Genomic DNA, 22,466 nt, shown 5'->3' on the forward strand with positions numbered 1-22,466 from the left:
ACGACGAAATCGAATTCTAACGAATTACCGATTTCTGTCCCACTCTCTTTTCTATTTATTCAGCTAAGAGCACTTCTTTAATCGTTTGTTTTTGGAGTTTTCTGTTGGATAGATAAAAGAGGCTTTCGTAAACTACAGCAAAACCTATCAAGGTCCAAAAGCACACATTCCCATCAAAGTGATGCTCAATCTTTTCAGGAACCGTATCTTTGATCACACCAATCAAAATTTCCATGATGCCATATTGATAAGCTGTCCCAAGAACAAATCCTAAATAAGCCCAAAAACGATAAGGAGAGAGAATATGACCTTGGCATTCACGATCGGTGTAGCCAAAAGCCTTCATAAGAGCCAAGGTTTCGCGACTTTCAGAGACCACAATCCCCAATGACAAAAAGAGTATCGAGAAAGAAAGGATCAAGCCAATCATGATCATCATGGTTTGGATGATATCATCTGTGTAATCCCTGAGGCCAAAGGACAATTGAACCATGGCCGCAAAACACATAGAGCCAAAGACTACAAAAAACAGTATAGATTTTCTCCCCCAAATCAGCGATGAGGACAGCTCTTTTAGGAAGGCCTTCTCTTTCTTAGGAGTCCTCTTTCTCCTTTGGACCTTGATTGGGATTGGGGACTTTTTCAATAAGCGGAGTGCCGGCGTTTGTAGTTGTCTTCTAGCATAACCAATCGCGAGAAGCATAAAGAAGCTCGTTGGCAGTATCACCAAGGCAAGAAGGAGCTGCCAATGAAAATGAATGGTGATTTCTGGCAGGATCCCCTTCTCATTACGAAAGTCATAAAAATGTCCCATCATAAGAAAAGAAGCGAAATAGCCAAGAAGCGCTCCAGCTCCAAAACTGAGCCCAAAGACCCAAAACCGTTTAGCTAACTGGCCATTGCTGTATCCCAAAGCCTTTAAAATTCCTAATTGTTCCTTGTGGTCATCGACAAATTGTTTGATATAAAAACACATGAGAAGGACCGACGTCAAGGACAAGACAACCCCACTGACCATGGCCACCATCCAGGAAAGCGAAACCTGGGCATCATAATAGGTCTGAATCATGGGATTGGTTTTCGAAATCTCCAACTGTTCGATATCCAGGTAAAAATTCAAGAAGAGATTGGCCACAAAGACCGCACAAGCCCCAATGATGCTGACGACAACTAATTTTCGAATATCTTTTACTGAAAACATGGCTTACCATCCAATCTCATAAGCAGTCTGAGGCTGATCATTGGTCACAACTTCGGTAATCTTGCCACTATTGACTCGAATGATGGTTCTGGCCATATCCGCAATATTTTGGTTGTGCGTCACCATGATGAGGGTAAAGCCCAGCTTTTCCTTCAATTTCCAGATATAGTCTAGAATCTTTCGCCCTGTTTCTTCATCGAGAGCTCCCGTCGGCTCATCTAAGAAGAGTATCTCTGGCTTTTTGGCCAAGGCCCGAGCAATGGAGACTCTCTGCTGTTCCCCACCCGACAATTCACTCGGATACTTGTCTAGCTTATCGCCAAGTCCCAAATCTTCTATGATCTGCAAAAAGTCATGATTGTTTGCCAGGTCAGCTCCCATCTTTACATTTTGTCTAACCGTCAGATTCGGCAATAGATAATACTGCTGGAAAATAAAGGCAATCTTCTCACGTCTAAAAGTTGTCAATTGAGCATCCGTGAGTTGTGATAAATCTTGTCCTTGAATGAGGATATGCCCCTCGTCAACCTTTTCTAAGCCTGATAACACATTTAAGAGAGTTGATTTCCCCGATCCAGAAGGACCGAGGATAACCACATCATCCTGGTCCTGAATCTGCAAATCAATCCCCTTTAAAACCTTGGTTTGGCCGTAACTTTTGTGCACATTTTCTAGTTGAATCATTTCTTTCCTACCATTTCTTTGATGAGAGATTGACAAACCTCTGTCAGTAATCCAATCATTTCTTCCATGCTGAACTGATAAATACCAGAAGCAACCATTGAGGCCATCCCGTGTGAGTAGATAAATAGATGCTGGTACAAGCGACTAGCCTCTTCTACAGTCAAAGGATAGTCTGCAACAATCGAATCCAGAACCAATTGGTAACTATGATCCTTCATGGGGAGAAAATCTTGAAAGCGACGAATCGTATCTTTGCTAGGATTTTGGAAAAGCAACTGAAAGAGTTGGGGTTCTTTTGAGGCGAAAAGGATATAAGCAACCCCGACAGATCGAAAAGGTTTCTCATCTTCTAAGGCCTTGCGAATATACTCCACCACGACCATCTCCGCAGCACCAATAACCTCTGCTTGTAACTCGGACATATTAGCAAATTGCCCAAAAATGACTCTCGGTGTGGCTCCCAGTTTCTCCGCTAATGCTCGAGCAGTTAAACTAGCCATGCCCTCTTCTCTCACCAATTGTAAAGCTATCCCAATGATAGCCTCTTTACTGAATTTAACCTTTGGTGGCATAAGACTCCTTTCACGCAACATTTGTTGCGCAACACTTGTTGCATAAAGAATACCATAAAAAAGAAAGACTTGTCAAGAAAAATCTGAAAACTACAAAACAAAAAACCAGTCCACAGATAAGAGTGGAATCTGGTTTACTAACAAGATTCTAAGGCAAATCATTTCCCGCCGCCAAGTAGATTTGGTACCATTCCTTGCGGGTCAAATTCACCTCTGCTGCTTTCCCTGCTTCAAGGACATGCTGGGGCTTGGTCGTTCCGATGACAGCCTGCATCTTCGCTGGATAGCGGAGGACCCAAGCAAGGGCGATAGCTGTCGGAGTGACTTGGTATTTTTTCGCCAAGTCAGTAAGGACATGATTCAGAGCCGCAAACTCTTCTTTGCCGACAAAATTCCCCTTGAAATAGCCATGCTGGAGGACAGACCAAGCTTGAATCACCGTATCAGTTAAGCGACAATACTCAAAGACACTGCCATCTCGCACAGCTGCTTTTGGGCCTTCCATGTTGACATGAAAACCAGCTTCAAAGCTCGGTGTAAAGGCTGCACTCAACTGGAGCTGGTTGACCTTGAGAGGTTGTTTGACAGCCGTCTTAAGCAATTCCATCATCATGGGATTTTGATTGGACACCCCAAAATGACGGACCTTGCCCGCTTGCTCCAACTGATCAAAAGCTTCCGCCACCTCTTCAGGCTCCATGAGGGCATCCGGTCGGTGAAGGAGGAGGCTATCCAAGCGCTCGATCTGCAGACGCTCGAGGATGCCATCAACGGAATCCAAAATATAATCTTTGGAAAAATCAAAATAGGTAAAGCCGTCCTTGCGAATCCCACACTTGGACTGGATCCACATCTGGTCCCGAAAATCCGGACGACGCTTGAGAACCTTACCCAGCAGGACCTCACACTGGCCATCGCCATAGATATCTGCTAAGTCAAAGGTGTTGATCCCAATTGACAAGGCTGCCTCCACCAAGGCCTCCACCTCATCTTCACTCAACTGACTGATTCGCATCATCCCAAGGACAATCGTGGACAGACGCTCATTTTCAGCAAACTCAATATAGTTCATGTCCGCCTCCTTTTCATTCTACTTTCATTATAATGTAAAGAAGATCAAACAGCAATGATTTTCGAAAGTCAAAACACCTCCAGCATCTACTGAAGGTGTCTCTTTTAGCGATAGCTCAAGGCTTTTTTAACTGTTTTGACCAAGCCTAGGTCATCCGTTTGTAAGATGAGGCTAGAATAGATTTTTCCAATAATCATAGTGCCGAGGAGCGTGAAGGCCAAGGCGATTCCGAATGAACCCCATGATTCAAGTCCACTTGCATAGCCATTGATCGTACGGAATGGCATGAAGAAGGTTGAAATGAATGGAACGTAAGATCCAATCTTCAATAGTGGGACATCTCCTGCGCTACCCAAGGTAGTCACTCCAAAGAATCCAACCATCACCAACATCATCAGAGGAGAGAGGGCCTTCCCTGTATCTTCAGGACGAGCAACTGTTGAGCCTAAGAAAGCTGAGAGAACCACGTACATGAAGATTCCGAGAATGATAAAGAAGAAGGTATTCAAGGAAATGGATTGTCCAATATGTTGAGTAATAGGAGAGTCTGGTGATAAAATATCTTTCACAAGCGGAATGGAATCTCTAAAGATCCAAACGCCTCCCAAACCTACTGCATAGATACCAATATGGGTAAAAATCACCCCGAATAGACCAATCATACGAGCATAGAAATAGTGAGTTGCGCGAATGCTTGAGAAGACCACTTCCATAATCTTGGTCCCTTTTTCACTGGCTACCTCTTGAGCAGTGATACTTGAATAAAAGATCAGAATCATGTAGAGAAGAAAACCGATTCCTCCAGCTACCATGGTCTGCACCATTTTCAGGCCTTCTTTCTTCTCATCAATTTTTTCAGTCAATGAGACCTGTTGAGAAAGGGCTGTTAACTGCTCTTGGCTTAAGTCTGCCTTAGAAACATTGAGCATTTGTTGGACCTGACTCAATTTTGCCATGACGATTGATTTGAACTCTGGCTTCATGGCATCCTCACTCTGGTATCGAGCCTCTAGCTGGCCATTCTTTTCTTCAACTGTGAGGATACCTTTGATCTCTTCCTCTTTCATGGCCTTTTTAGCTGCTGCTTCATCCTTATAATCAAAGGTCAAGCCATCGGTGTCTTTCAATCCTTCCTTGACAGGAGCTTGATCTGTAATCAAGGCGATGTTGCTTTTAGCAGAGGTAGAAGAGCCAACGAAATAGTTTATTCCGATCGTCAATCCAATGAAGAGAAAGGGAGAAAGAACCATCAGGAAAAAGCTCCATGATTTCACTTGGCGTAAATAAGTTTCTTTGATAACAATCAGCATCTGTTTCATACTTCTACTCCTGATTCTAATTTAAAGATTTCATCAATGGTTGGGGCTTGTTGGTCAAAGGTTGCTAGATAGCGCCCCTTGGTCAACTGGTCAAAGAGGTCTGGACCTGCTGTCTCATCATCCAAGACCAACTTCCATAGACCTTGCTTGGTCATAGTCACTTTCGTCACATGAGGCAATACTTCCAACTCCTCTTTACTGAAGTCATTGGATACAAAGAGACGAGTCTTGCCAAAGCTATTACGAACTTCTTGTACAGGACCTGAAAGAATCACAGATCCATCACGGATCATGACCAACTCATCACAGAGTTCTTCCACATTGGTCATGACGTGGTCTGAGAAGATAATGGTCGCACCGCGTTCTTTTTCTTCAAAGATGACCTGCTTGAGGACTTCTGTATTGACAGGATCCAGTCCACTAAAAGGCTCATCTAGGATGATCAATTTTGGCTCATGGATCATGGTAATAATCAATTGCACCTTTTGCTGATTCCCTTTTGAGAGACTCTTGATCTTATCGGTTAATTTCCCTTTTACTTGGAGTTTTTCCATCCAGATCGGAAGTTTCTCCTTGACCTCAGCTGTTGACATGCCTTTGAGATTGGCAAGGTAACGAACTTGCTCATAGATGGTCAACTTAGGCATAAGGCTCCGCTCTTCTGGCAGGTATCCAATTTCCTTATAGGTTTCTTGACTGATTGCTTTGCCATCCAATTGGATATCACCGCTGTAGTCAAGGAAGCGGAGGATACTATGGAAGATGGTCGTCTTCCCTGCTCCGTTCTTCCCAATCAAACCTAAGATGGATCCTTTTTTCGCAGTCAAGTCAATGCCGAACAAGACTTGCTTTTTGCCAAAGCTCTTTTCTAAATTTCTGATTTCTAACATAGAAAACTCCTCTACTCTTTATAGTAACGTTTGGTAATCTTGTACTGAGAGACCAAGATATAGATATAAATTAATGATACAACTACTAATGCTAACAAGATATCTGCCTGGAAAGTAATGCCGACTAAGAATATCAACATCAAGGAAATCGGTAAGACATAATTGCTTAATTTGAAGACAATATCGAAGTTCTCCTCATAGCAAATTTGTTTCTCTGCTTCATCCATCATACTCATTATTAATTCACGGACTTCTGCCCCACTAGCATTTCGTGGGATTGCTTTTCCATAAATCTGTTTGAAGGTTTTTCGAAACTGATGTTCCAGTCCAAAAGTAAGAAGGAGCAAAGCAACGAAAATAAGCAGGATGCTATCTTTTCCAAAAACGCCTGTTAGTTTATCTTCATAGACTAGTTTTTGGCAAGAAAAGAAGAGCACTAACAGATAGGGAACAATCATGACGCCTTTGAAAATCGCAGCCAAGTCATAAAGCCTTCTCGTTTGACTTTCATAATGGTAGGCTTCGTCTTCATCTTCTGTCTCCTCCATCATCTGATAAGACTGGCGGGACGACAAGAGATAAGTAGACGCAATTCCGAAGCTCACCAGATATAAAATGATTGACCCTATATAGAGCATATCTCGATCAAATAGTTTTTGGATTTCAATAGGATGATCTGAACCAAAATAAACTTTAAAAAAGCCAATGATTATTCCTAAAAGGAACATGGCCAGGTTTCTCCAAAAACGAAAACGGGCTGACCTTTCTTTATACTTCTTTTTCACTTTCATTCTTCTCCCTCTACTAGACTAAAAACATTCTCCACCGGTTCCTTGAAAATCAGGGCGATGGTAATAGCAATGATAACCGAAGGGGTGTATTCCCCCCGCTCCAAGAGACTGATGGACTGGCGCGAGACCCCTGCTAGCTTAGCTAGCTCGGATTGGTTGAGCCCATCACGCGCCCTCAGCTCTTTCAGTCGATTTTTTAAGATCATGGCTTTCGCCCCCTTATAGTTGAATACCTTGAATATCTTCGATGCGAACTAATTTGAATTCCTTCTCTTTTTTCTTATTCTCACGGCTCAATTTGACCCAATCTTCATCGATATCCGTAATTTCATATTCGGTTCCAAAACCATTCACTGTAACCGTGACCGTTTGGCCTTTCAATTCTTCTAAAAGTCTAGACATGTCTTGATTTCCTTTCACTTGTTTTTCTAATCTTTTGATGCGCTTGTTCAACCTTTTAATCTTCTTTTCTGAGCTTGTATAAAATATAACCAGAAAAGGGATAATGAGAATCCAAATGGCGTCCATAACAACTCCTCTTCTTCTTTCAACTGAAATCATTGTAACACTTCTTTTTCTTTTTGACAAGTATATTTTTCAAAAAAATAAAAATATTTGTCAAAAATAGAAAGATGGTTGACATAGATATTTTGAGTACTTAAAGGAATTTCTCTATTTTAATAGGGTTTCAAGGCCAATAACTTACAAATCCTGTAAGAAAAAAACAGCTAAGAAATTCTCAACTGTTTCATTTTTTTAAGATTTAACGCACTTCTGCGTCTACTTTTTCTTCGAGAGATGCTTGGATTTTCTCCATGTAGCGTGCGACTTCTTCGTCGGTCAAGCTATCTTCTGGATTTTGGAAGGTCAAGCTATAAGCCATGGACTTCATTCCGATACCCAGTTTTTCACCTGAGAAGACGTCAAAGAGTTTGATATCTGTCAAACGTTTCACGCCTGCAGCTTGGATGGCATCGACCACTTCTTGGTGAGTCACTTCTTCTTTGAGGAGAAGGGCGATATCACGGCTGACTGCTGGGAACTTCGTAATTTCCACAAATGGAGCGGCTGGTTGAAGGGCTGCTTCGATAGCTGAAAGGTTAAGCTCAGCTACATAAGTCTCAGGAATGTCATAAGCCTTAGCCGTCACAGGGTGTACTTGCCCGAGAAAACCAAGCACTTGGTCACCGAGAGAGATCAAGGCTGTACGTCCTGGGTGAAGACTAGCAATTTCAGAGGTTGCTGTATAAGATACTTCAAGACCCAAGCGAGCAAAGAGAGCTTCAAGAATTCCCTTAGCATAGAAGAAGTCAACTGGAACAGCTGGAGTCTGGAAGTCTTTTTCAGCAACTAAGCCAGTCAAAGCAAAGGCAAAGCTGTTGATTTCATTTGGCAAGTCCTCTTTTGGATTTCCTGTCTGTTCAAAGACTTTTCCAATCTCGTAGAGAGCCAAGTCTTTGTTCTTACGCGCTACGTTGTAGGCAACTGTATCCAAAATACCAGAAACCATATTTTGACGGAGGACTGAGCGGTCCACTGTCATTGGCCACATGAGCTCTGTTAAGTTGCTTGGGGCAGTCGTAAATTCAACCGCTTTTTCAGGAGTTGTCAGAGCGTAGGTAATGATCTCAGTCAGTCCTGCTCCTTCAGCAATAGTCCGAACTTGACGACGCAGTTTTTGTGTCGCAGTCAACTCACCTGCTGTCCCATCGTCTTTTGGAAGACTGGTTGGCAAGCGGTCATAACCATAGATACGTGCGATTTCTTCAAAAAGGTCCGCTTCGATAGTGATGTCCCAACGGCGACGAGGAACGCTGACAGTAAAGGCTTCAGCGTTTCCAGAAAGACCAAATCCAAGACGACGGAAGACATCTTCGACATCTGCGTAGGAAAGCTCTGTACCGAGGACACGGTTAACGTCTGCAAGTGTAGAAGAAACTTCCACATCAGAAGTGTCAAGCTGGCCTGCTGAAACGATGCCCTTACGCACGGTTGCACCTGCAAGCTCAGCAATCATGCTCGCTGCCGCATCAAGGGCTTCATTGACTGTTGCCACATTGATTCCTTTTTCAAAGCGAGAAGATGATTCAGAGCGAAGGTTGAGGCGACCGCTAGTCTTACGGATCGATTTGCCATTGAAGACAGCTGCTTCAAGGACAACACGACTAGAGCTTTCAGAGATTTCTGTAGCCTGACCACCCATGACACCTGCAAGGGCTACTGGTTTGTCAGCAACCGTAATCACGAGGTCACTTGTTTCCAACTCACGTTCTTCCCCATCCAAGGTCACCAATTTCTCACCTGCACGCGCTTCACGCACACGGATATCGTTTCCTTCGAAGGTATCCAAGTCAAAGGCATGCATAGGCTGACCAAAGTAAAGCAGGATATAGTTGGTCACGTCAACCACATTATTGATCGGACGAATACCTTCGTTCATGAGGAGGTTTTGCAACCATTGTGGACTTGGTGCGATGTTCACATTGTCCAAGATACGAGCCGCATAATAAGGAGCCTTGTCTGTGTCAATGCTGACAGAAAGAGCATCTGCTGCGGATTGGTCTGTTTCTGTTAAACTGAATTCCTTAAAATTAACCGCCTTATCATAGATGGCTGCCACTTCGTAAGCTACCCCACGCATAGAAAGAGCGTCTGCACGGTTAGGTGTGATAGAAAGCTCGATGATTTCATCATCCAAGTCGAGGTAAGAGAAGATTTCCTCACCTGGAACAGCTTCTTCTGGCAAGATTTGGATGCCATCTGCGAATTCCTTCGGTACAACGGAGTCAGAAATGCCCAACTCACCAAGGGAACAGATCATCCCAAGTGACTCCAAGCCACGGATTTTCCCTTTTTTGATCTTGTAGTTGTCCGCAATGCGAGCACCTGGAAGAGCTACCATGACCTTGATGCCTGCACGCACATTTGGTGCTCCACAGACGATTTGACGGGCTTCTTCTTCACCCACATTTACTTGGCAGACATGCAAGTGTGTTTCTGGCACATCTTCACAAGACAAAACTTCTCCGACGACAATTTTTGAGAGACCAGCAGCAGGTGATTCCACACCTTCTACTTCGATCCCTGTGGTTGACATTTTTTCAGCCAACTCATCTGATGGCACATCAATGTCCACCAATTCTTTTAACCATTTATAACTAACTAACATATGTAAGATACCAAGGGCTAAGCAGAAATCTAGTTATCTTTCCTAGATCTCCATCCACCCTCGTTTTGATCCTTTCATTTTGTGTTTTCCAGCTCGAGGCTAGCTTAGGAAGGTCTCATAACCTCCCCTTCTCTAGAATAGAAGTTTCTTGTTCCTTCTAGGTCAATTTTTTTCTCAACAACCAGTCAATATCAACCGTATCACCGGTAGGATACTCGTGTTCACTAAATCGTTCAAATCCAAAACGGTAGTAAAAATCTTGCGCCTTAAAGTTGCGTTCCCAGACACCTAGCCAGGCCCACTCAAAGCCACGGCTCTTGGCTTGATCCAGGGCAAAGGTAAATATTTCCTTGCCAAAACCAGCCCCATGCCATTCCTTTTTGACATAGATCCGTTGGATCTCAAAGGCCTTGTCCATCTCTACTGGCTCGGTCTGCGCTTGACCCCAGTTGATCTTGAGAAAACCACAGATTTCTTGATCTTCATTGAGGACAAAATAAGTTTCGGACTCTGGATCTAGCAGATCCTTCTCGACTTGCTCCAAAGAGAGCACGGTAGAGAAGTAATCTTCCAAATCTTTCTCAACAATATAGGGACCAAAGGTATCCCGGTAGGTCTCCACCTCTAGGTCACGCAAGGTCTGTGCCTGGTCGATTTTTACTCTAACTAACATGATTATTTAAACTGTTCTGAGAAGCGAACATCTCCTTGATAGAAGCCACGGATATCATTGATTCCATAACGAAGCATGGCTACACGCTCCTGACCAAGTCCGAAGGCGAATCCTGAATAGACTGTTGAATCAATGCCACTCATCTCAAGCACGCGTGGGTGAACCATACCGGCCCCCATGATTTCGATCCAACCGGTCTTCTTACATACATTACATCCCGCTCCACCACATTTGAAGCAAGAGACATCTACTTCAACAGATGGCTCTGTAAATGGGAAGTAAGAAGGACGCAGACGGATTTGGCGTTCTGCACCAAACATCTTTTGCACGATCAACTGAAGCGTTCCTTGAAGGTCTGCCATAGAAATATTCTTCCCAACGACCAAACCTTCGATCTGATGGAATTGGTGGCTGTGGGTCGCATCATCTGTATCCCGACGGAAGACCCGCCCTGGAGAGATCATCTTCAAAGGCCCCTTGCTAAAGTCATGCGCATCCATAGCACGCGCCTGAACTGGTGATGTGTGGGTCCGAAGCAAGATTTCTTCTGTGATGTAGAAGGTGTCCTGCATATCCCGCGCTGGGTGATCTTTTGGAAGGTTCATGCGTTCAAAGTTGTAGTAGTCTTTTTCGACTTCAAACCCATCGACGACTTGGTAGCCCATGCCGATAAAGATATCTTCGATTTCTTCACTGGTTTGGGTCAAGACATGACGGTGACCACTTGCGACTGGACGTCCTGGTAGGGTCACGTCGATACTTTCACTAGCCAATTTAGCTTGGACTTTCTTTTCTTCCAAGAGCTTGGCTGTTTCTTCAAAGGCAGCCGTCAAGACATCACGCGCTTCATTGACGTGTTTTCCGATAACCGGACGCATTTCAGCAGAGACATCTTTCATCCCTTTAAGGATTTCAGTAAGGGAACCTTTTTTCCCAAGGACAGAGACGCGTAACTCTTGCATCTCTTTTTCGTTTTCAGCAGAGATCTGCTTCAAAGCTGCCAGCGTTTCTTCCCGAAGCGCTTTTAGTTGTTCTTCAATCGTTGACATATTTCCTCCATCATGGTCTTCACTCAGACATAGAAAAAACCACGCGCCACACCCACATTCGGAGCGTTGACACGCGGTACCATCCGTCTTTTATCTGAAACTCAGACCTTAATTTCTAAATCCTTGCGCAAGTGAATTCACTCAGCTTTCATGCAAAGAGCTTTCAGTCACGGCTCTTCTCCCTGTTGCACTTCCCTTGAGGTACTAGTCTTGCAGATTTCTATTCAATTACATTCTAGTTTATCAGATTTTTAGTTAAAAAACAAGTTAGATGAGACTAATTTCAATAGACAAAAAAACAAGACGCAGGGCATTATTTATTTGCCTTGTCTGTTTCATCTGCTTTCCTTTTCAATAGAAGAGTTGCTGCTTGGTTAAAACCATCACACCAGTTATACCATTTTGCTTCATACTCATCTTGAGCTAAGATATGATGTTTTAAATCCATAACAGAGGATATCTTTCTTTCCTCACAAGCTTGCGCATAGAGATGATAAATTTCATCACCACCATCTTTATCAAACTCAGCAGAAATCGTATCCCGACCTGCCAATAAAGCCTGATAAGCTCTGTGATGCCCGTCTGTAATCAAGAAGCAATTTCCAAACGCAAGAATACTAATTGGATCAACATTGATTATTTCCGCCGATTGATCAAGCATCTGGATATCATGTAACTTCTTTTCTGATAAATATAGTTGGGTCGGATGAAGATCTGTTATTTTGATTTTCAATTCTTTCTCCTCTACCAAGAGTAAAATAAGCTGGTCCTGGGTACTGGTGAACTTTTTTAAAGGTCAGGATTTAAAGACCTGCCAAAGCCAAATTCCTCTGCCATTCTTGTTATTCGTTTTGTTTTTATTCGATGACTTGTCCAGCTTCTTTCAAGACAGATTCTGGGATGGTAATGCCTAATTCTTCTGCTACTTTTTTGTTGATGACAGATTTACCATCTGTAAAGATTTCGACTGGTGTATCCGCTGGTTTTTGACCTTTCAAGATTTTCGCAGCCATTTTACCAGTTGCCACTCCAAGATCATGTTGGTCGACAACGACTGAACCTAAACCACCAGCTTCGACCATGGCTGTCGCACTTGGGAAGATTGGTTTTTTAGCTGTTTTGTTTGCTTCGACTACCGTTGAGAAGGCTGAAGCGATGGTGTTGTCGATTGGAACCCAGATGGCATCTACTTTACCAGTCATGACAGAAACCGTTGAAGCAATTTCATTTGTAGAAGGGACTGAATAAGGAACCACCTTGTAGCCTGCTTTTTCAGCCAATTTTGTAAATTCTTCTACTTGCGTTTTAGAATTATCTTCACTGGTTGAGTAAAGAACCCCGATTGTTTTCACGTTAGGAGTCAACTCTTTGATCAACTTCAACTGTTGTTCCGTTGGGTTGTGGTCAGATACTCCTGTGATATTGCCACCTGGTTTTTTCAAATCTTTGACCAAGTTAGCGCCGACTGGGTCTGTGATAGCACCCATGACGATTGGTTTGTCCTTAGTCGCACTAGCCAAACCTTGAGCAGATGGGGTTGCGATTCCAATCAAGACGTCGTTGTTGTTTTGGACCAATTGCTTGCTCATGGTTGCAACCTTGTTTTGGTCTCCTTCCGCATTGAGGAATTCGATCTCAATCTTGTCCTTATCGTAGCCTTCTTCAGCCAAGCCATCTTGAATCCCCTTGTAGATTTCGTCTAGCGATGGGTGGCTGACCAACTGTAAGACACCGACTTTTACCTTTTTAGTTCCATCTGCTTTATTGGCATCATTTTTATTGTTTAACATTGGATAAACAACAGCTACTAAAATAATAGCTAGCAAAGCACCGATCATTCCCAATACACGTTTGTTTTTCATATTTTTTACCTCAATTATTTATTTTTTTCGTTTTTTCGCTTCTTTGTTAAAGACTGAGTCGCCATCGTTTCTTCATCTTCTTTTCTCCCTTCTTTTTGAAACAAAAAACACGCCCACACATAGCTATAGCTATGTGAGGACGTGTCATCGCGGTGCCACCTCACTTATGGGAAAATGGATAAACTCCTCCCATATCTCTGTCTTGTCTAGCAACAAGTTGCACGATAAGGTGTGCCGACCGAATTTTTATTGTTTCAAATTCATCTCATCATTAGTCCAATTTCATAAATGTCCACTACCCACTTCCACCAACCGTGAGCTCTCTATTAAATTTTCATTTATTACTTTTCTAATTGAATCCATTGTAAATGTTTCCGTAAGCCTTGTCAATACTTTTTTATGTTTTTTTTGAAAACGTTCGTCATTTCCTGAAAATTCATTTTCTAACGGATGCTTTTACAAGGATTGAAAACCGCCTTCTTACTGGGTTTTCAGGCACTTTTTTGATATAATTTACTAGAATTAGTCTAGAATGTTGAGGAACCCCATGTCTTTTGATGGATTTTTTTTACACCATATGGTGAATGAATTACAAAGCGAACTCCTATATGGTCGCATCCAAAAAATTAACCAACCCTTTGAACAAGAGTTGGTTTTACAAATTCGTAGCAATCGCAAGAATCAAAAACTCTTGCTGTCTTCCCACTCTGTTTTTGGTCGGATCCAACGGACTCAGACCAATTTTGAGAATCCTGCCTTCCCTAATACCTTTATCATGGTCATGCGCAAGTATCTCCAAGGGGCAGTCATTGAGCAGATCCAGCAACTGGAGAATGACCGTATTTTAGAAATTGCCGTCTCTAATAAAAATGAGATTGGAGATGATATATCTGTAACCCTGATTATTGAAATCATGGGTAAGCACAGCAATATCATTCTTCTGGACAAGGCAACTGGAAAAATCATCGAAGCAATCAAGCATGTGGGCTTCTCTCAAAACAGCTACCGGACCATCTTGCCAGGTTCTACCTATGTAGCTCCTCCAAAAACCGAAGCGGTCAACCCCTTTACCATCAAAGACGAAGCCTTATTCGCCTTTCTTCACCGAGAAGAGTTGACACCTAAAAACCTTCAAACCCATTTCCAGGGTATTGGTCGAGATACTGCTCAAGAATTAGCCAGTCGATTAGAAAGCGGAGAAAAATTAAAAACCTTCCGAGCATTCTTTGAAGCTCCAACAGATCCCCGTCTAACGAAAAAATCTTTTGCTGCTCTCGCTTTTGCTGATAGCCAGGAGGAGACCTTTGAGACTTTATCAGATCTACTTGACCACTACTACTTGGACAAGGCTGAACGCGACCGGATCCAGCAACAAGCTGGGGAACTCATCCGCAAGGTGGACAATGACCTAGAAAAGAACCGGAAAAAATTGGCCAAACAGGAAGCCGAACTGGCAGCGACAGAAAATGCCGAAGAGTTCCGTCAAAAAGGCGAACTGCTTACTACTTTCCTCCATCAAGTCCCAAATGATCAAGACCAAGTCACCTTAGACAACTACTATACCAACCAGCCTATTACCATTGCCTTGGATAAAGCCTTGACCCCCAGTCAAAATGCTCAACGCTACTTCAAGCGCTACCAAAAGCTAAAAGAGGCCGTCAAACATTTGACCTCTCTCATCCAGGAAACCAAGGAAAGCATCTCCTACCTGGAAACAGTCGAAACTGCTCTGGCCCAAGCCAGCCTTTCTGAAGTAGCCGAGATTCGCGAAGAGCTGATCCAAACAGGCTTTATCAAACGACGCAACCGAGAAAAGATCCACAAACGGAAAAAACCAGAGAAGTACTTAGCCTCAGACGGCAAGACCATTATTCTGGTCGGCCGGAATAATCTTCAAAACGAAGAATTGACCTTCAAAATGGCTAAAAAGGACGAACTCTGGTTCCACGCTAAGGATATTCCAGGTAGTCACGTGGTCATTACAGGTAACCTCAACCCTTCCGATGAGGTCAAAACCGATGCAGCTGAGCTGGCAGCCTATTTCTCTAAGGGACGCCTCTCCAATCTGGTCCAAGTCGACATGATTGAAACCAAAAAACTCAACAAACCAACCGGAGGAAAACCTGGCTTTGTAACCTATACCGGTCAAAAAACCCTACGGGTCACCCCTGAAGAAGAAAAGATCAAATCTATGCGCATCAGCGAGTAGACAACGTAAAAGGACTGAGATTCATCTCAGCCCTTTTGTTTTATTCTGATTTGTGGATATCCTCTTTGACCTGGTCAACATTAAACTTGGCAAAGAGATACTGGCGGTCCTGGACAGGAAAGCGTTGGTCCAATTGATCAATGGCTCCAACTTCGACGATGCCCTCTTTGATGACAAAATCCATGACATGCCCCCCGAAGGTATGGTCATCTGAGATAAAGTGAAGGTGATAGCCTGCTACACTGACCCCATGAAACATCTCTGGCGTCCAAAAACCAACAATGGTTCCTGTAACATTTTCTCGTGTAAATTCTGGCTGATGGGTCGCCACATCTGCAAATTTGGTTTCCGAGGTCGATTTGGGAATCATGCGCACATGCATTGTGGCAAAATCACCATGAATCTTAATCGAACGAAACAGATTTTCACCATCGTAATAAGATTCAATGCGAGCCTCTAACTCCTCATCTGTCATTTCAAAGCGTTGCCGAAAAATCACTTCGGCCTGATGGGGAACAATGGCCGCATAAGGAACGGTCGCATCTGGAGATACTTCCACAATCTCCGGCTCCTCTCCTGAACCCTTAGCTTGATAGGCCTTACCATCTAAGACAATCAATTCGCCATCGATTGAGTCCAAGGTCCCAATTCCTAAATCTCCATGCTCCAGTAATTCTTTAATGGTAAAGGATCCCCCATAGAGACCTGCCATCAAAGCCCCCAAGGTATTGTATTGAAACAATTTCACCGGTTCCATTTTTTCTCCCTCATTCATCTTGTCTTCTTTTTAGCCCTTCCAGTATACCATATTCTCAGGGACAATAACAGAAAGACTGATTAAAAAGAGTGGGATAGAACAATGATAAAACTTGTTCCTAGTCCCACTCCCACAAGAGCCAAACTCTTATTCTTCTAGCAAGCTCTCATAGAAAGCTTGCATTTGCCCATCATCTGGCACTAGCTGCAAATAGCCTTCTGCCACTTCCCGGGCTTTTGCAATATCCCCCAACTCTCTCAAGAGATAGCTATAGCTTTCTAAGAACTCTGGATTTTCTTTCAAATCTGGGTAGAGCTCTTCATAGATTGGATCTGCTTTTTCAACCTCTTCGAGTGCTACCAAGGCACGAGCAATATTCCAGCGGGTGACGACATTCTCCACTTCCACTTCTTGCCATTCAAGGACGTCTTCATAGCGTTCCTGTTCCAAATAAAGGGTTGTTAGGCGAAGGGCGATATCTTCGAGGTCCTCAGCTACTTCTTTGGCTTCTAACAGATAGTTTTCTGCCTTTTCTGGCTGGTGCAACTCGTAGGCCAACTGGGAAGCTAGAAGGAGGAGGTAGGCGTCGAAAGGATTCTTTTGAATCCCCTGCTCTGCTATCGCTAGCGCTGTTTTTCGGTCATTCTCAGCTTGTAGAGCCAAGGCATAGCCGTATTCATACCCTTCAAAATCTGGTGACAGTGTGTCAATCTGCTTGAAGTAGATCAGCGCCCGTTGATACTCTTCTCGGTCATAGAGAAGGGTTGCCAATTCAAAGGCAATCTGGTCATCAAACTCGATTTCCAAGGCCTTTTCTAAAAACTCAATGGCAGCCTCAAACCGACCTAGATTCGCATAAGCATAGCCGATCCGCTGATAGGTGGAAATGCCTGTTTCTTCTAAAATGAGACGGTTGTCTAACTGAGCATATTCTTGAATGGCTTCTTGGTAATTTTCGAGTTCCAGATCAATCTCTGCCAAGCCAAGCTGAATGATGGGGTCATCCGAAAGAGTCGCTGCTTCCATCAGCTTTTCTCGAGCCACATCTGCAAGCCCCTCACTTTGGTAGAGATCCGCCTTGACTAGGAGACTAGCGAGATACCATTCCGAACTTTCAGGGATTTCTTCCAAATAAGCAAAGGCTTCTTCCATTAGACCATCCTCGGCTACAATGGTCGCTAGACTCAGATAGACCTCTGGATAATCATCTCTTAGATGCAAGTAGGTTTGCTTGGCTTCAGGATAAAAACCAATACTTTCAAAATACTGGCCCAATTCTAACAAGGTTTCTGGATCGTCTTCTAGCAAAGCTTTCTCCAAATAAGCCGGCAAGCGATCTAACTCTTGTTTCTCAATTGCTTCTAGAATTTTTTGACTATTCTTCACGTTGAATTTCCTCAATTTCGTCCTTTTCGTACAAGCCACTGACATCTTTGTACCACTCAAATAGAGCACTGATGACTACTTTAGCTGAAGCGTAAACTGGGATTCCTAAGAAGACTCCCCAGATTCCAAACATAGAACCTGAAGTAATCAATACAAACAGAATCGTGATCGGGTGGATATTGAGCTGACTACCCAAGACAAGTGGGGAAACGAAACGTCCCTCGATGGTTTGCTCAACAATAAAGACAATAACAACTTTGACAAACATCTCTGGTCCTGCTACCAAGCCTAAAACTAAAGCTGGGAGCATAGCCAAGAAACTCCCCAAGTATGGAATCAAGTTCAGGAAACCAGCGGTTACACCAAGTGTTACAGCATAACGAAGCCCAATAATCTTAAACAAAAGAATGAACATCAAAGCTACGATGATGGCAACAGTGATCTGACCTCTGACATAATTGGCTAATTGTGTATTGACATCAGACAGCACCTTGCCTGCTGATTCACGAATCTTGGTTGGTAAAAAGCGAATGATCTGCCCTTTCAGGTTCTTTCCATCTCTCAAGAGATAGAAGACGATGAACGGCATGATAATTAAAGCGATAATGACCTGAGAGGCAACAGCAATCAGATTGCTGACCCAGTTGACTGCACTGGCAGAGAAAGAACTCGCCCAACTGGTAATATTTTGCGACAACTGGCTGGTCCATTCATCCAGTTGAGGCTTGATTTCTGGCGACACTTTGTTATCTAAGAAATCATCAATGGTCATATTGGCCTTTTCCAAGTAATCTGGCAGATTCTTCATAAAACTGAGCAACTGACGCTGAATGGCTGGAATAGCAACGGCCAAGCCCCATAAAATGAGAAGGGCAATCAAGATGAAGACGATAGAAATCGCAATAATCCGCTTAACCCGATGCCTTTCCAAAAAGTCGACAATTGGATTTAACAAATAATAGAGGAGCCCCGAAATAATGACGGGCAGCATGACCGCTGCTCCAAACTCTAACAGGGGTGTAAAAATAAAACTAATCTTGCTCAGAACTAAAATATTTAATCCAATTAGCAAGGCTACTAGGAAAACAGTAATGGCCTTATTATCAACAAACCATTTAAAAAACCAGGATAAACTAAAATCTTTTTCTTTATGTTCCACAGGAATCTCCTTCGTTTTCAATCTGTTTTTATTTTAGCATTTTTAGTTCATAATTTCACGGTATAGCCAAAGGTGAGGTACATTTTGTTCCTGAACTCCTCAATCCTTCACCTAATCGTTTTCCATCCCCTTCTTTTCTGATATAATGGAGCTATCAACAAAGTCGAGGTGCATGTGATGCAAGATATTTATTTCGGAACCTATACCAAACGAGACTCCAAAGGAATTTACAAAGCTTCCTTCGATGAAAGAACTGGTCAGCTTAGCGACTTGAAACTAGTTGCGCAAGAGCCAAATCCAACCTATCTCGCTTTTTCAAAAGCTGGTTTCTTATACAGTGTGGGAGCCGAAGAGGGTCTTGGTGGCATTGCGAGCTTTAACCCTGACCACCAGTTGATTAATCACGTGGTCGAGGAAGGAGCCCCCCTCTGTTATGTCTCTGTTGATGAAGCGCGTGGATTGGTCTATGGAGCTAACTATCACAAGGGGCAAGTCCTCTCTTATCGCATTCATGAGGATGGTCATTTGACCTTGGTCGATCAAGCCACTCATCAGGGTTCTGGACCTCACGAAAACCAAGCTAGTCCCCATGTTCATTATGCAGATCTCACTCCTGATAAACTGCTTATTACTTGTGATTTGGGGACTGATCAAGTCGTGGTCTACCAAGTCGATGATCTTGGGAAACTGACGCAAGCTCAAACCTACCAAACTGCTCCAGGTGCTGGTCCGCGTCATATCATTTTCCATACTCATTACAAGACGGCTTACCTGATTAATGAATTAAACGCCACCATCGATGTCCTTTTCTATGATGGACTTGGCTACTTTGAACATTTCCAAACCATCTCCACCCTACCAGAAGATTATGAAGGTCAAAAATGGGCTGCTGCTATTCGCCTCTCCGAGGATGGGAAATTCCTCTATGCCTCTAATCGGTCCCATAACTCCATTGCAGTCTATGAAATATTGGCAGATGGTAGCCTAGTGCTTCTTGAAATCGTTCCAACCAATGGACTCAATCCACGCGATTTCATTCTTAGTCCTGATCAAGAATACCTCATTGCAGTCCATCAAGATTCAGACAATGCTACTGTTTTTAAACGCGACAAGGCGAGTGGTAGATTGACTGAATTGAGCCATGATTTCTACGTACCAGAGGCAGTTTGCGCCCTCTTCAACTAAGAATCAAAACGCTTGCTAGTTTGGTTGAAAAATGATTAAATAGTGATAATAATAAATAGTTTATAGGAGAAACCTCATGAACCCAATGGATTTGTTTAACCAAGTCAAAGAAATGATCGAAAAGAAAGATTTCGATGCTGCTAAAAAATTCATCGATGACAACAAGGATAACCTTGGTGACTACTTAGAACAAGCGAAAGCACTTGTTGCTGGAAACGATCTAGTCAGCGGTGCTGTAGATAAAATCAAAGGCTTGTTCTAATAAAACGATTCCTCAACTAGATAGTTGAGGATTTTTTGTTTGGCCCGATAACAAAAAGATCCTTAAGAAAACTCAAGGATCTTTTATATCTAGTTAACTAGATTATTTTTTAAGGTTGTAGAATGATTTCAATCCACGGTATTCAGCTACTTCACCAAGTTGGTCTTCGATACGAAGCAATTGGTTGTATTTAGCGATACGGTCTGTACGTGAAAGTGAACCAGTCTTGATTTGTCCTGCGTTTGTTGCAACTGCGATGTCAGCGATTGTTGAATCTTCAGTTTCACCTGAACGGTGTGATACAACAGCAGTGTAACCAGCTTCTTTAGCCATTTCGATAGCTTCGAAAGTTTCAGTAAGTGTACCGATTTGGTTAACTTTGATAAGGATTGAGTTAGCAGCACCTTCTTGGATACCACGTGCAAGGTAGTCAGTGTTAGTTACGAAGAAGTCGTCACCAACCAATTGAACTTTCTTACCAAGACGTTCAGTAAGAGCTTTCCAACCTTCCCAGTCGTTTTCATCCATACCATCTTCGATAGTGATGATTGGGTATTTGTTAACCAATTCTTCAAGGTAGTCGATTTGTTCTGCAGATGTACGAACAGCAGCGCCTTCACCTTCGAATTTAGTGTAGTCGTAGACTTTACGTTCTTTATCGTAGAATTCTGATGATGCACAGTCAAATCCGATGAATACGTCTTTACCTGGTACATATCCAGCAGCTTCGATCGCAGCAAGGATAGTTTCAACACCATCTTCAGTTCCTTCGAAACGAGGAGCGAATCCACCTTCATCACCTACGGCTGTTTCAAGACCACGAGATTTAAGGATTTTCTTAAGAGCGTGGAAGATTTCAGCACCGTAACGAAGAGCTTCTTTAAATGTAGGTGCACCAACTGGCAAGATCATAAACTCTTGGAAAGCAATTGGAGCATCTGAGTGAGAACCACCGTTGATGATGTTCATCATTGGAGTTGGAAGAACTTTAGTGTTGAATCCACCAAGGTAGCTGTAAAGTGGGATTTCAAGGTAGTCAGCAGCAGCACGAGCTACAGCGATAGACACACCAAGGATTGCGTTCGCACCCAATTTACCTTTGTTAGGAGTACCGTCAAGAGCGATCATTGCACGGTCAATAGCTTGTTGATCACGAACATCGTAACCGATGATTGCTTCAGCAATGATGTTGTTTACATTGTCAACAGCTTTTTGAGTTCCAAGACCACCGTAACGAGATTTGTCACCGTCGCGAAGTTCAACTGCTTCGTGTTCACCAGTAGAAGCTCCAGATGGAACCATACCACGTCCGAAAGCACCTGATTCAGTATAAACTTCTACTTCAAGTGTTGGGTTACCGCGTGAGTCTAGGACTTCGCGAGCGTAAACATCAGTAATAATTGACATTTCTTACTCTCCTTTGAGTTTAAATTTTTTACACCTCTATGATACCTTAAAAATACGCGTTTTTCAAGAAAAAACGTTATCTTTGTGCAGATTTTCCTTAACTTTATCAAGAAATCGCTTTCTTTTTGTTTGGAACAGCCTTTATTCGTTTGGCATTTTCAACCTAAAGTATGATATACTATTCTTATGACTGATCTATCTAAAGAAATTATGGAAAAGGCTAACGGTGGCCTAAAATTAAATCCTGATGAACAACGTCGCTTTCTAGGTACGTTTGAAGAGCGCGTTCTAGGATATGCCGATTTAAAAACAAGCAATAGTCCTCAGCTTCAGAAGGGCTTTTTGAAGGTGCTGGAAAGCTTGAATGAACAAGCTAGCCCTCTCTTTGTCAAGATTTCTCCAAATGTTGATTCTAGCGTCCAGTTGAGCTATCTAAAACAAGCAAAAGAATTTGGTTGCCAGGCTACTATTGTTTCGGAGGAACACGACTCCTCTCCTTTTGGGCTCGTGATTCATACAGATGCACCAGTTACCACTACTGACAAGGACCTCCGTTCTACTTTTGCGGATCTCTGGGAGGAAGAAAAGAAACCGACCAAACCTTCCCTTTGGAAAAAATGGTTTGGTTGATCAGAGCTGTCCCTTAGACTTTTTATTAGTATTAAACATTAGATGGAATAAAGCGGTTTAACCGCTTGAGTATGTAGACAAGCTATTGTTTTACATAAAACAGTTAGATGATTATCAAAAATGACTTTTAATTTTTAGTTATTTACGAAGATCAAAAACTTTCCGCTGTGAGAAAAATGCCTGAAACAT

At 42.9% G+C, this 22,466-nt stretch carries 22 protein-coding genes and 1 other annotated feature; of the genes, 4 read left to right on the top strand and 18 right to left on the bottom strand.

The genetic code is table 11. From position 1 onward, the window contains the following. Positions 1 to 55: 55 nt before the first annotated feature. The 14 genes from ADF75_RS03750 to trpX all read right to left on the bottom strand — a co-directional run bounded on the left by ADF75_RS03750 (position 56) and on the right by trpX (position 13,282). A complete protein-coding gene (locus ADF75_RS03750; protein WP_048789190.1) occupies positions 56 to 1,201 on the bottom strand; it encodes an FtsX-like permease family protein in 1,146 nt (381 codons plus the stop codon). A 3-nt stretch (positions 1,202 to 1,204) separates the two neighbouring features. Next, complete coding sequence (locus tag ADF75_RS03755; protein ID WP_048789191.1) at positions 1,205 to 1,885, bottom strand: ABC transporter ATP-binding protein; 681 nt, start codon at positions 1,883 to 1,885, stop codon at positions 1,205 to 1,207. After that, the gene (locus ADF75_RS03760; RefSeq protein WP_048789192.1) at positions 1,882 to 2,457 is read right to left on the bottom strand and encodes a TetR/AcrR family transcriptional regulator; all 576 of its coding nucleotides are present in this window, start codon (positions 2,455 to 2,457) and stop codon (positions 1,882 to 1,884) included. The genes ADF75_RS03755 and ADF75_RS03760 overlap by 4 nt, the downstream gene beginning before the upstream one ends. 148 nt (positions 2,458 to 2,605) lie before the next feature. Then, positions 2,606 to 3,529 carry an aldo/keto reductase gene (locus tag ADF75_RS03765; RefSeq protein WP_048789193.1) on the bottom strand — a complete coding sequence of 308 codons (924 nt, stop codon included), beginning with the start codon at positions 3,527 to 3,529 and terminating at the stop codon, positions 2,606 to 2,608. A gap of 104 nt (positions 3,530 to 3,633) precedes the next feature. Next, a complete protein-coding gene (locus tag ADF75_RS03770; RefSeq protein ID WP_048789194.1) occupies positions 3,634 to 4,848 on the bottom strand; it encodes an ABC transporter permease in 1,215 nt (404 codons plus the stop codon). Beyond that, entirely contained in the window at positions 4,845 to 5,738 is an 894-nt protein-coding gene (locus ADF75_RS03775; protein ID WP_048789195.1) for an ABC transporter ATP-binding protein, read from the bottom strand. The genes ADF75_RS03770 and ADF75_RS03775 overlap by 4 nt, the downstream gene beginning before the upstream one ends. A gap of 11 nt (positions 5,739 to 5,749) precedes the next feature. Continuing rightward, positions 5,750 to 6,529, bottom strand: coding sequence for a DUF3169 family protein (locus ADF75_RS03780; RefSeq protein WP_082162649.1), 780 nt, complete (start codon positions 6,527 to 6,529; stop codon positions 5,750 to 5,752). Beyond that, complete coding sequence (locus ADF75_RS03785) at positions 6,526 to 6,735, bottom strand: helix-turn-helix transcriptional regulator (protein ID WP_048789196.1); 210 nt, start codon at positions 6,733 to 6,735, stop codon at positions 6,526 to 6,528. Before ADF75_RS03785 ends, ADF75_RS03780 begins: the two co-directional genes overlap by 4 nt. Before the next feature lie 13 nt (positions 6,736 to 6,748). Next, the gene (locus ADF75_RS03790) at positions 6,749 to 7,057 is read right to left on the bottom strand and encodes a hypothetical protein (protein WP_048789197.1); all 309 of its coding nucleotides are present in this window, start codon (positions 7,055 to 7,057) and stop codon (positions 6,749 to 6,751) included. A gap of 235 nt (positions 7,058 to 7,292) precedes the next feature. Next, positions 7,293 to 9,698: a phenylalanine--tRNA ligase subunit beta gene (gene pheT, locus ADF75_RS03795; protein ID WP_048789198.1), complete on the bottom strand. Its 2,406-nt coding sequence runs from the start codon at positions 9,696 to 9,698 to the stop codon at positions 7,293 to 7,295. A gap of 157 nt (positions 9,699 to 9,855) precedes the next feature. Beyond that, on the bottom strand, positions 9,856 to 10,371 hold the full coding sequence (locus tag ADF75_RS03800; protein ID WP_048789199.1) for a GNAT family N-acetyltransferase: 516 nt from the start codon (positions 10,369 to 10,371) through the stop codon (positions 9,856 to 9,858). A gap of 2 nt (positions 10,372 to 10,373) precedes the next feature. After that, a complete protein-coding gene (pheS, locus tag ADF75_RS03805) occupies positions 10,374 to 11,420 on the bottom strand; it encodes a phenylalanine--tRNA ligase subunit alpha (protein WP_048789200.1) in 1,047 nt (348 codons plus the stop codon). Between the two features lie 313 nt (positions 11,421 to 11,733). Continuing rightward, positions 11,734 to 12,153 carry a chromosome partitioning protein ParB gene (locus ADF75_RS03810; RefSeq protein ID WP_048789201.1) on the bottom strand — a complete coding sequence of 140 codons (420 nt, stop codon included), beginning with the start codon at positions 12,151 to 12,153 and terminating at the stop codon, positions 11,734 to 11,736. A gap of 124 nt (positions 12,154 to 12,277) precedes the next feature. Continuing rightward, positions 12,278 to 13,282, bottom strand: coding sequence for a tryptophan ABC transporter substrate-binding protein (trpX, locus tag ADF75_RS03815; protein WP_048789202.1), 1,005 nt, complete (start codon positions 13,280 to 13,282; stop codon positions 12,278 to 12,280). Between the two features lie 132 nt (positions 13,283 to 13,414). After that, positions 13,415 to 13,649, bottom strand: a binding site (T-box leader). A gap of 180 nt (positions 13,650 to 13,829) precedes the next feature. Here trpX and ADF75_RS03820 point away from each other — a divergent pair. Continuing rightward, a complete protein-coding gene (locus tag ADF75_RS03820) occupies positions 13,830 to 15,491 on the top strand; it encodes an Rqc2 family fibronectin-binding protein (protein ID WP_048789203.1) in 1,662 nt (553 codons plus the stop codon). A gap of 40 nt (positions 15,492 to 15,531) precedes the next feature. Here the strand turns inward: ADF75_RS03820 and budA are convergent, their stop codons facing one another. The 3 genes from budA to ADF75_RS03835 all read right to left on the bottom strand — a co-directional run bounded on the left by budA (position 15,532) and on the right by ADF75_RS03835 (position 18,793). Next, the gene (gene budA / locus ADF75_RS03825; protein ID WP_048789215.1) at positions 15,532 to 16,248 is read right to left on the bottom strand and encodes an acetolactate decarboxylase; all 717 of its coding nucleotides are present in this window, start codon (positions 16,246 to 16,248) and stop codon (positions 15,532 to 15,534) included. Between the two features lie 147 nt (positions 16,249 to 16,395). After that, positions 16,396 to 17,634 (bottom strand): tetratricopeptide repeat protein, encoded by a 1,239-nt coding sequence (locus tag ADF75_RS03830; protein ID WP_048789204.1) that lies wholly within the window; start codon positions 17,632 to 17,634, stop codon positions 16,396 to 16,398. Then, complete coding sequence (locus ADF75_RS03835; RefSeq protein ID WP_048789205.1) at positions 17,624 to 18,793, bottom strand: AI-2E family transporter; 1,170 nt, start codon at positions 18,791 to 18,793, stop codon at positions 17,624 to 17,626. The genes ADF75_RS03830 and ADF75_RS03835 overlap by 11 nt, the downstream gene beginning before the upstream one ends. A gap of 174 nt (positions 18,794 to 18,967) precedes the next feature. On the opposite strand from ADF75_RS03835, the gene ADF75_RS03840 reads away from it, so the two are divergent. Beyond that, positions 18,968 to 19,978 carry a lactonase family protein gene (locus tag ADF75_RS03840; RefSeq protein WP_048789206.1) on the top strand — a complete coding sequence of 337 codons (1,011 nt, stop codon included), beginning with the start codon at positions 18,968 to 18,970 and terminating at the stop codon, positions 19,976 to 19,978. Positions 19,979 to 20,054: 76 nt separating this feature from the next. Beyond that, entirely contained in the window at positions 20,055 to 20,240 is a 186-nt protein-coding gene (locus tag ADF75_RS03845) for a hypothetical protein (protein WP_023023803.1), read from the top strand. Positions 20,241 to 20,342: 102 nt separating this feature from the next. Here the strand turns inward: ADF75_RS03845 and eno are convergent, their stop codons facing one another. Then, positions 20,343 to 21,647 carry a surface-displayed alpha-enolase gene (gene eno / locus ADF75_RS03850; protein ID WP_006597394.1) on the bottom strand — a complete coding sequence of 435 codons (1,305 nt, stop codon included), beginning with the start codon at positions 21,645 to 21,647 and terminating at the stop codon, positions 20,343 to 20,345. Positions 21,648 to 21,833: 186 nt separating this feature from the next. Here eno and ADF75_RS03855 point away from each other — a divergent pair, with 186 nt between their 5' ends. Then, positions 21,834 to 22,277: a DUF1694 domain-containing protein gene (locus tag ADF75_RS03855; RefSeq protein ID WP_048789207.1), complete on the top strand. Its 444-nt coding sequence runs from the start codon at positions 21,834 to 21,836 to the stop codon at positions 22,275 to 22,277. Positions 22,278 to 22,466 lie beyond the last annotated feature (189 nt).

The sequence above is a fragment of the Streptococcus sp. 1171_SSPC genome, from assembly GCF_001069335.1.
GTDB lineage: Bacteria > Bacillota > Bacilli > Lactobacillales > Streptococcaceae > Streptococcus > Streptococcus xiaochunlingii.

Coding starts and splice junctions, on each gene's coding strand:
- ADF75_RS03770 (WP_048789194.1), bottom strand. CDS start 4,848: ATGAAACAGATGCTGATTGTTATCAAAGAAACTTATTTACGCCAAGTG.
- ADF75_RS03820 (WP_048789203.1), top strand. CDS start 13,830: ATGTCTTTTGATGGATTTTTTTTACACCATATGGTGAATGAATTACAA.
- pheT (WP_048789198.1), bottom strand. CDS start 9,698: ATGTTAGTTAGTTATAAATGGTTAAAAGAATTGGTGGACATTGATGTG.
- ADF75_RS03760 (WP_048789192.1), bottom strand. CDS start 2,457: ATGCCACCAAAGGTTAAATTCAGTAAAGAGGCTATCATTGGGATAGCT.
- ADF75_RS03785 (WP_048789196.1), bottom strand. CDS start 6,735: ATGATCTTAAAAAATCGACTGAAAGAGCTGAGGGCGCGTGATGGGCTC.
- ADF75_RS03755 (WP_048789191.1), bottom strand. CDS start 1,885: ATGATTCAACTAGAAAATGTGCACAAAAGTTACGGCCAAACCAAGGTT.
- ADF75_RS03800 (WP_048789199.1), bottom strand. CDS start 10,371: ATGTTAGTTAGAGTAAAAATCGACCAGGCACAGACCTTGCGTGACCTA.
- ADF75_RS03780 (WP_082162649.1), bottom strand. CDS start 6,529: ATGAAAGTGAAAAAGAAGTATAAAGAAAGGTCAGCCCGTTTTCGTTTT.
- ADF75_RS03855 (WP_048789207.1), top strand. CDS start 21,834: ATGACTGATCTATCTAAAGAAATTATGGAAAAGGCTAACGGTGGCCTA.
- ADF75_RS03775 (WP_048789195.1), bottom strand. CDS start 5,738: ATGTTAGAAATCAGAAATTTAGAAAAGAGCTTTGGCAAAAAGCAAGTC.
- ADF75_RS03790 (WP_048789197.1), bottom strand. CDS start 7,057: ATGGACGCCATTTGGATTCTCATTATCCCTTTTCTGGTTATATTTTAT.
- trpX (WP_048789202.1), bottom strand. CDS start 13,282: ATGAAAAACAAACGTGTATTGGGAATGATCGGTGCTTTGCTAGCTATT.
- budA (WP_048789215.1), bottom strand. CDS start 16,248: ATGGAACCGGTGAAATTGTTTCAATACAATACCTTGGGGGCTTTGATG.
- ADF75_RS03765 (WP_048789193.1), bottom strand. CDS start 3,529: ATGAACTATATTGAGTTTGCTGAAAATGAGCGTCTGTCCACGATTGTC.
- pheS (WP_048789200.1), bottom strand. CDS start 11,420: ATGTCAACGATTGAAGAACAACTAAAAGCGCTTCGGGAAGAAACGCTG.
- eno (WP_006597394.1), bottom strand. CDS start 21,647: ATGTCAATTATTACTGATGTTTACGCTCGCGAAGTCCTAGACTCACGC.
- ADF75_RS03845 (WP_023023803.1), top strand. CDS start 20,055: ATGAACCCAATGGATTTGTTTAACCAAGTCAAAGAAATGATCGAAAAG.
- ADF75_RS03750 (WP_048789190.1), bottom strand. CDS start 1,201: ATGTTTTCAGTAAAAGATATTCGAAAATTAGTTGTCGTCAGCATCATT.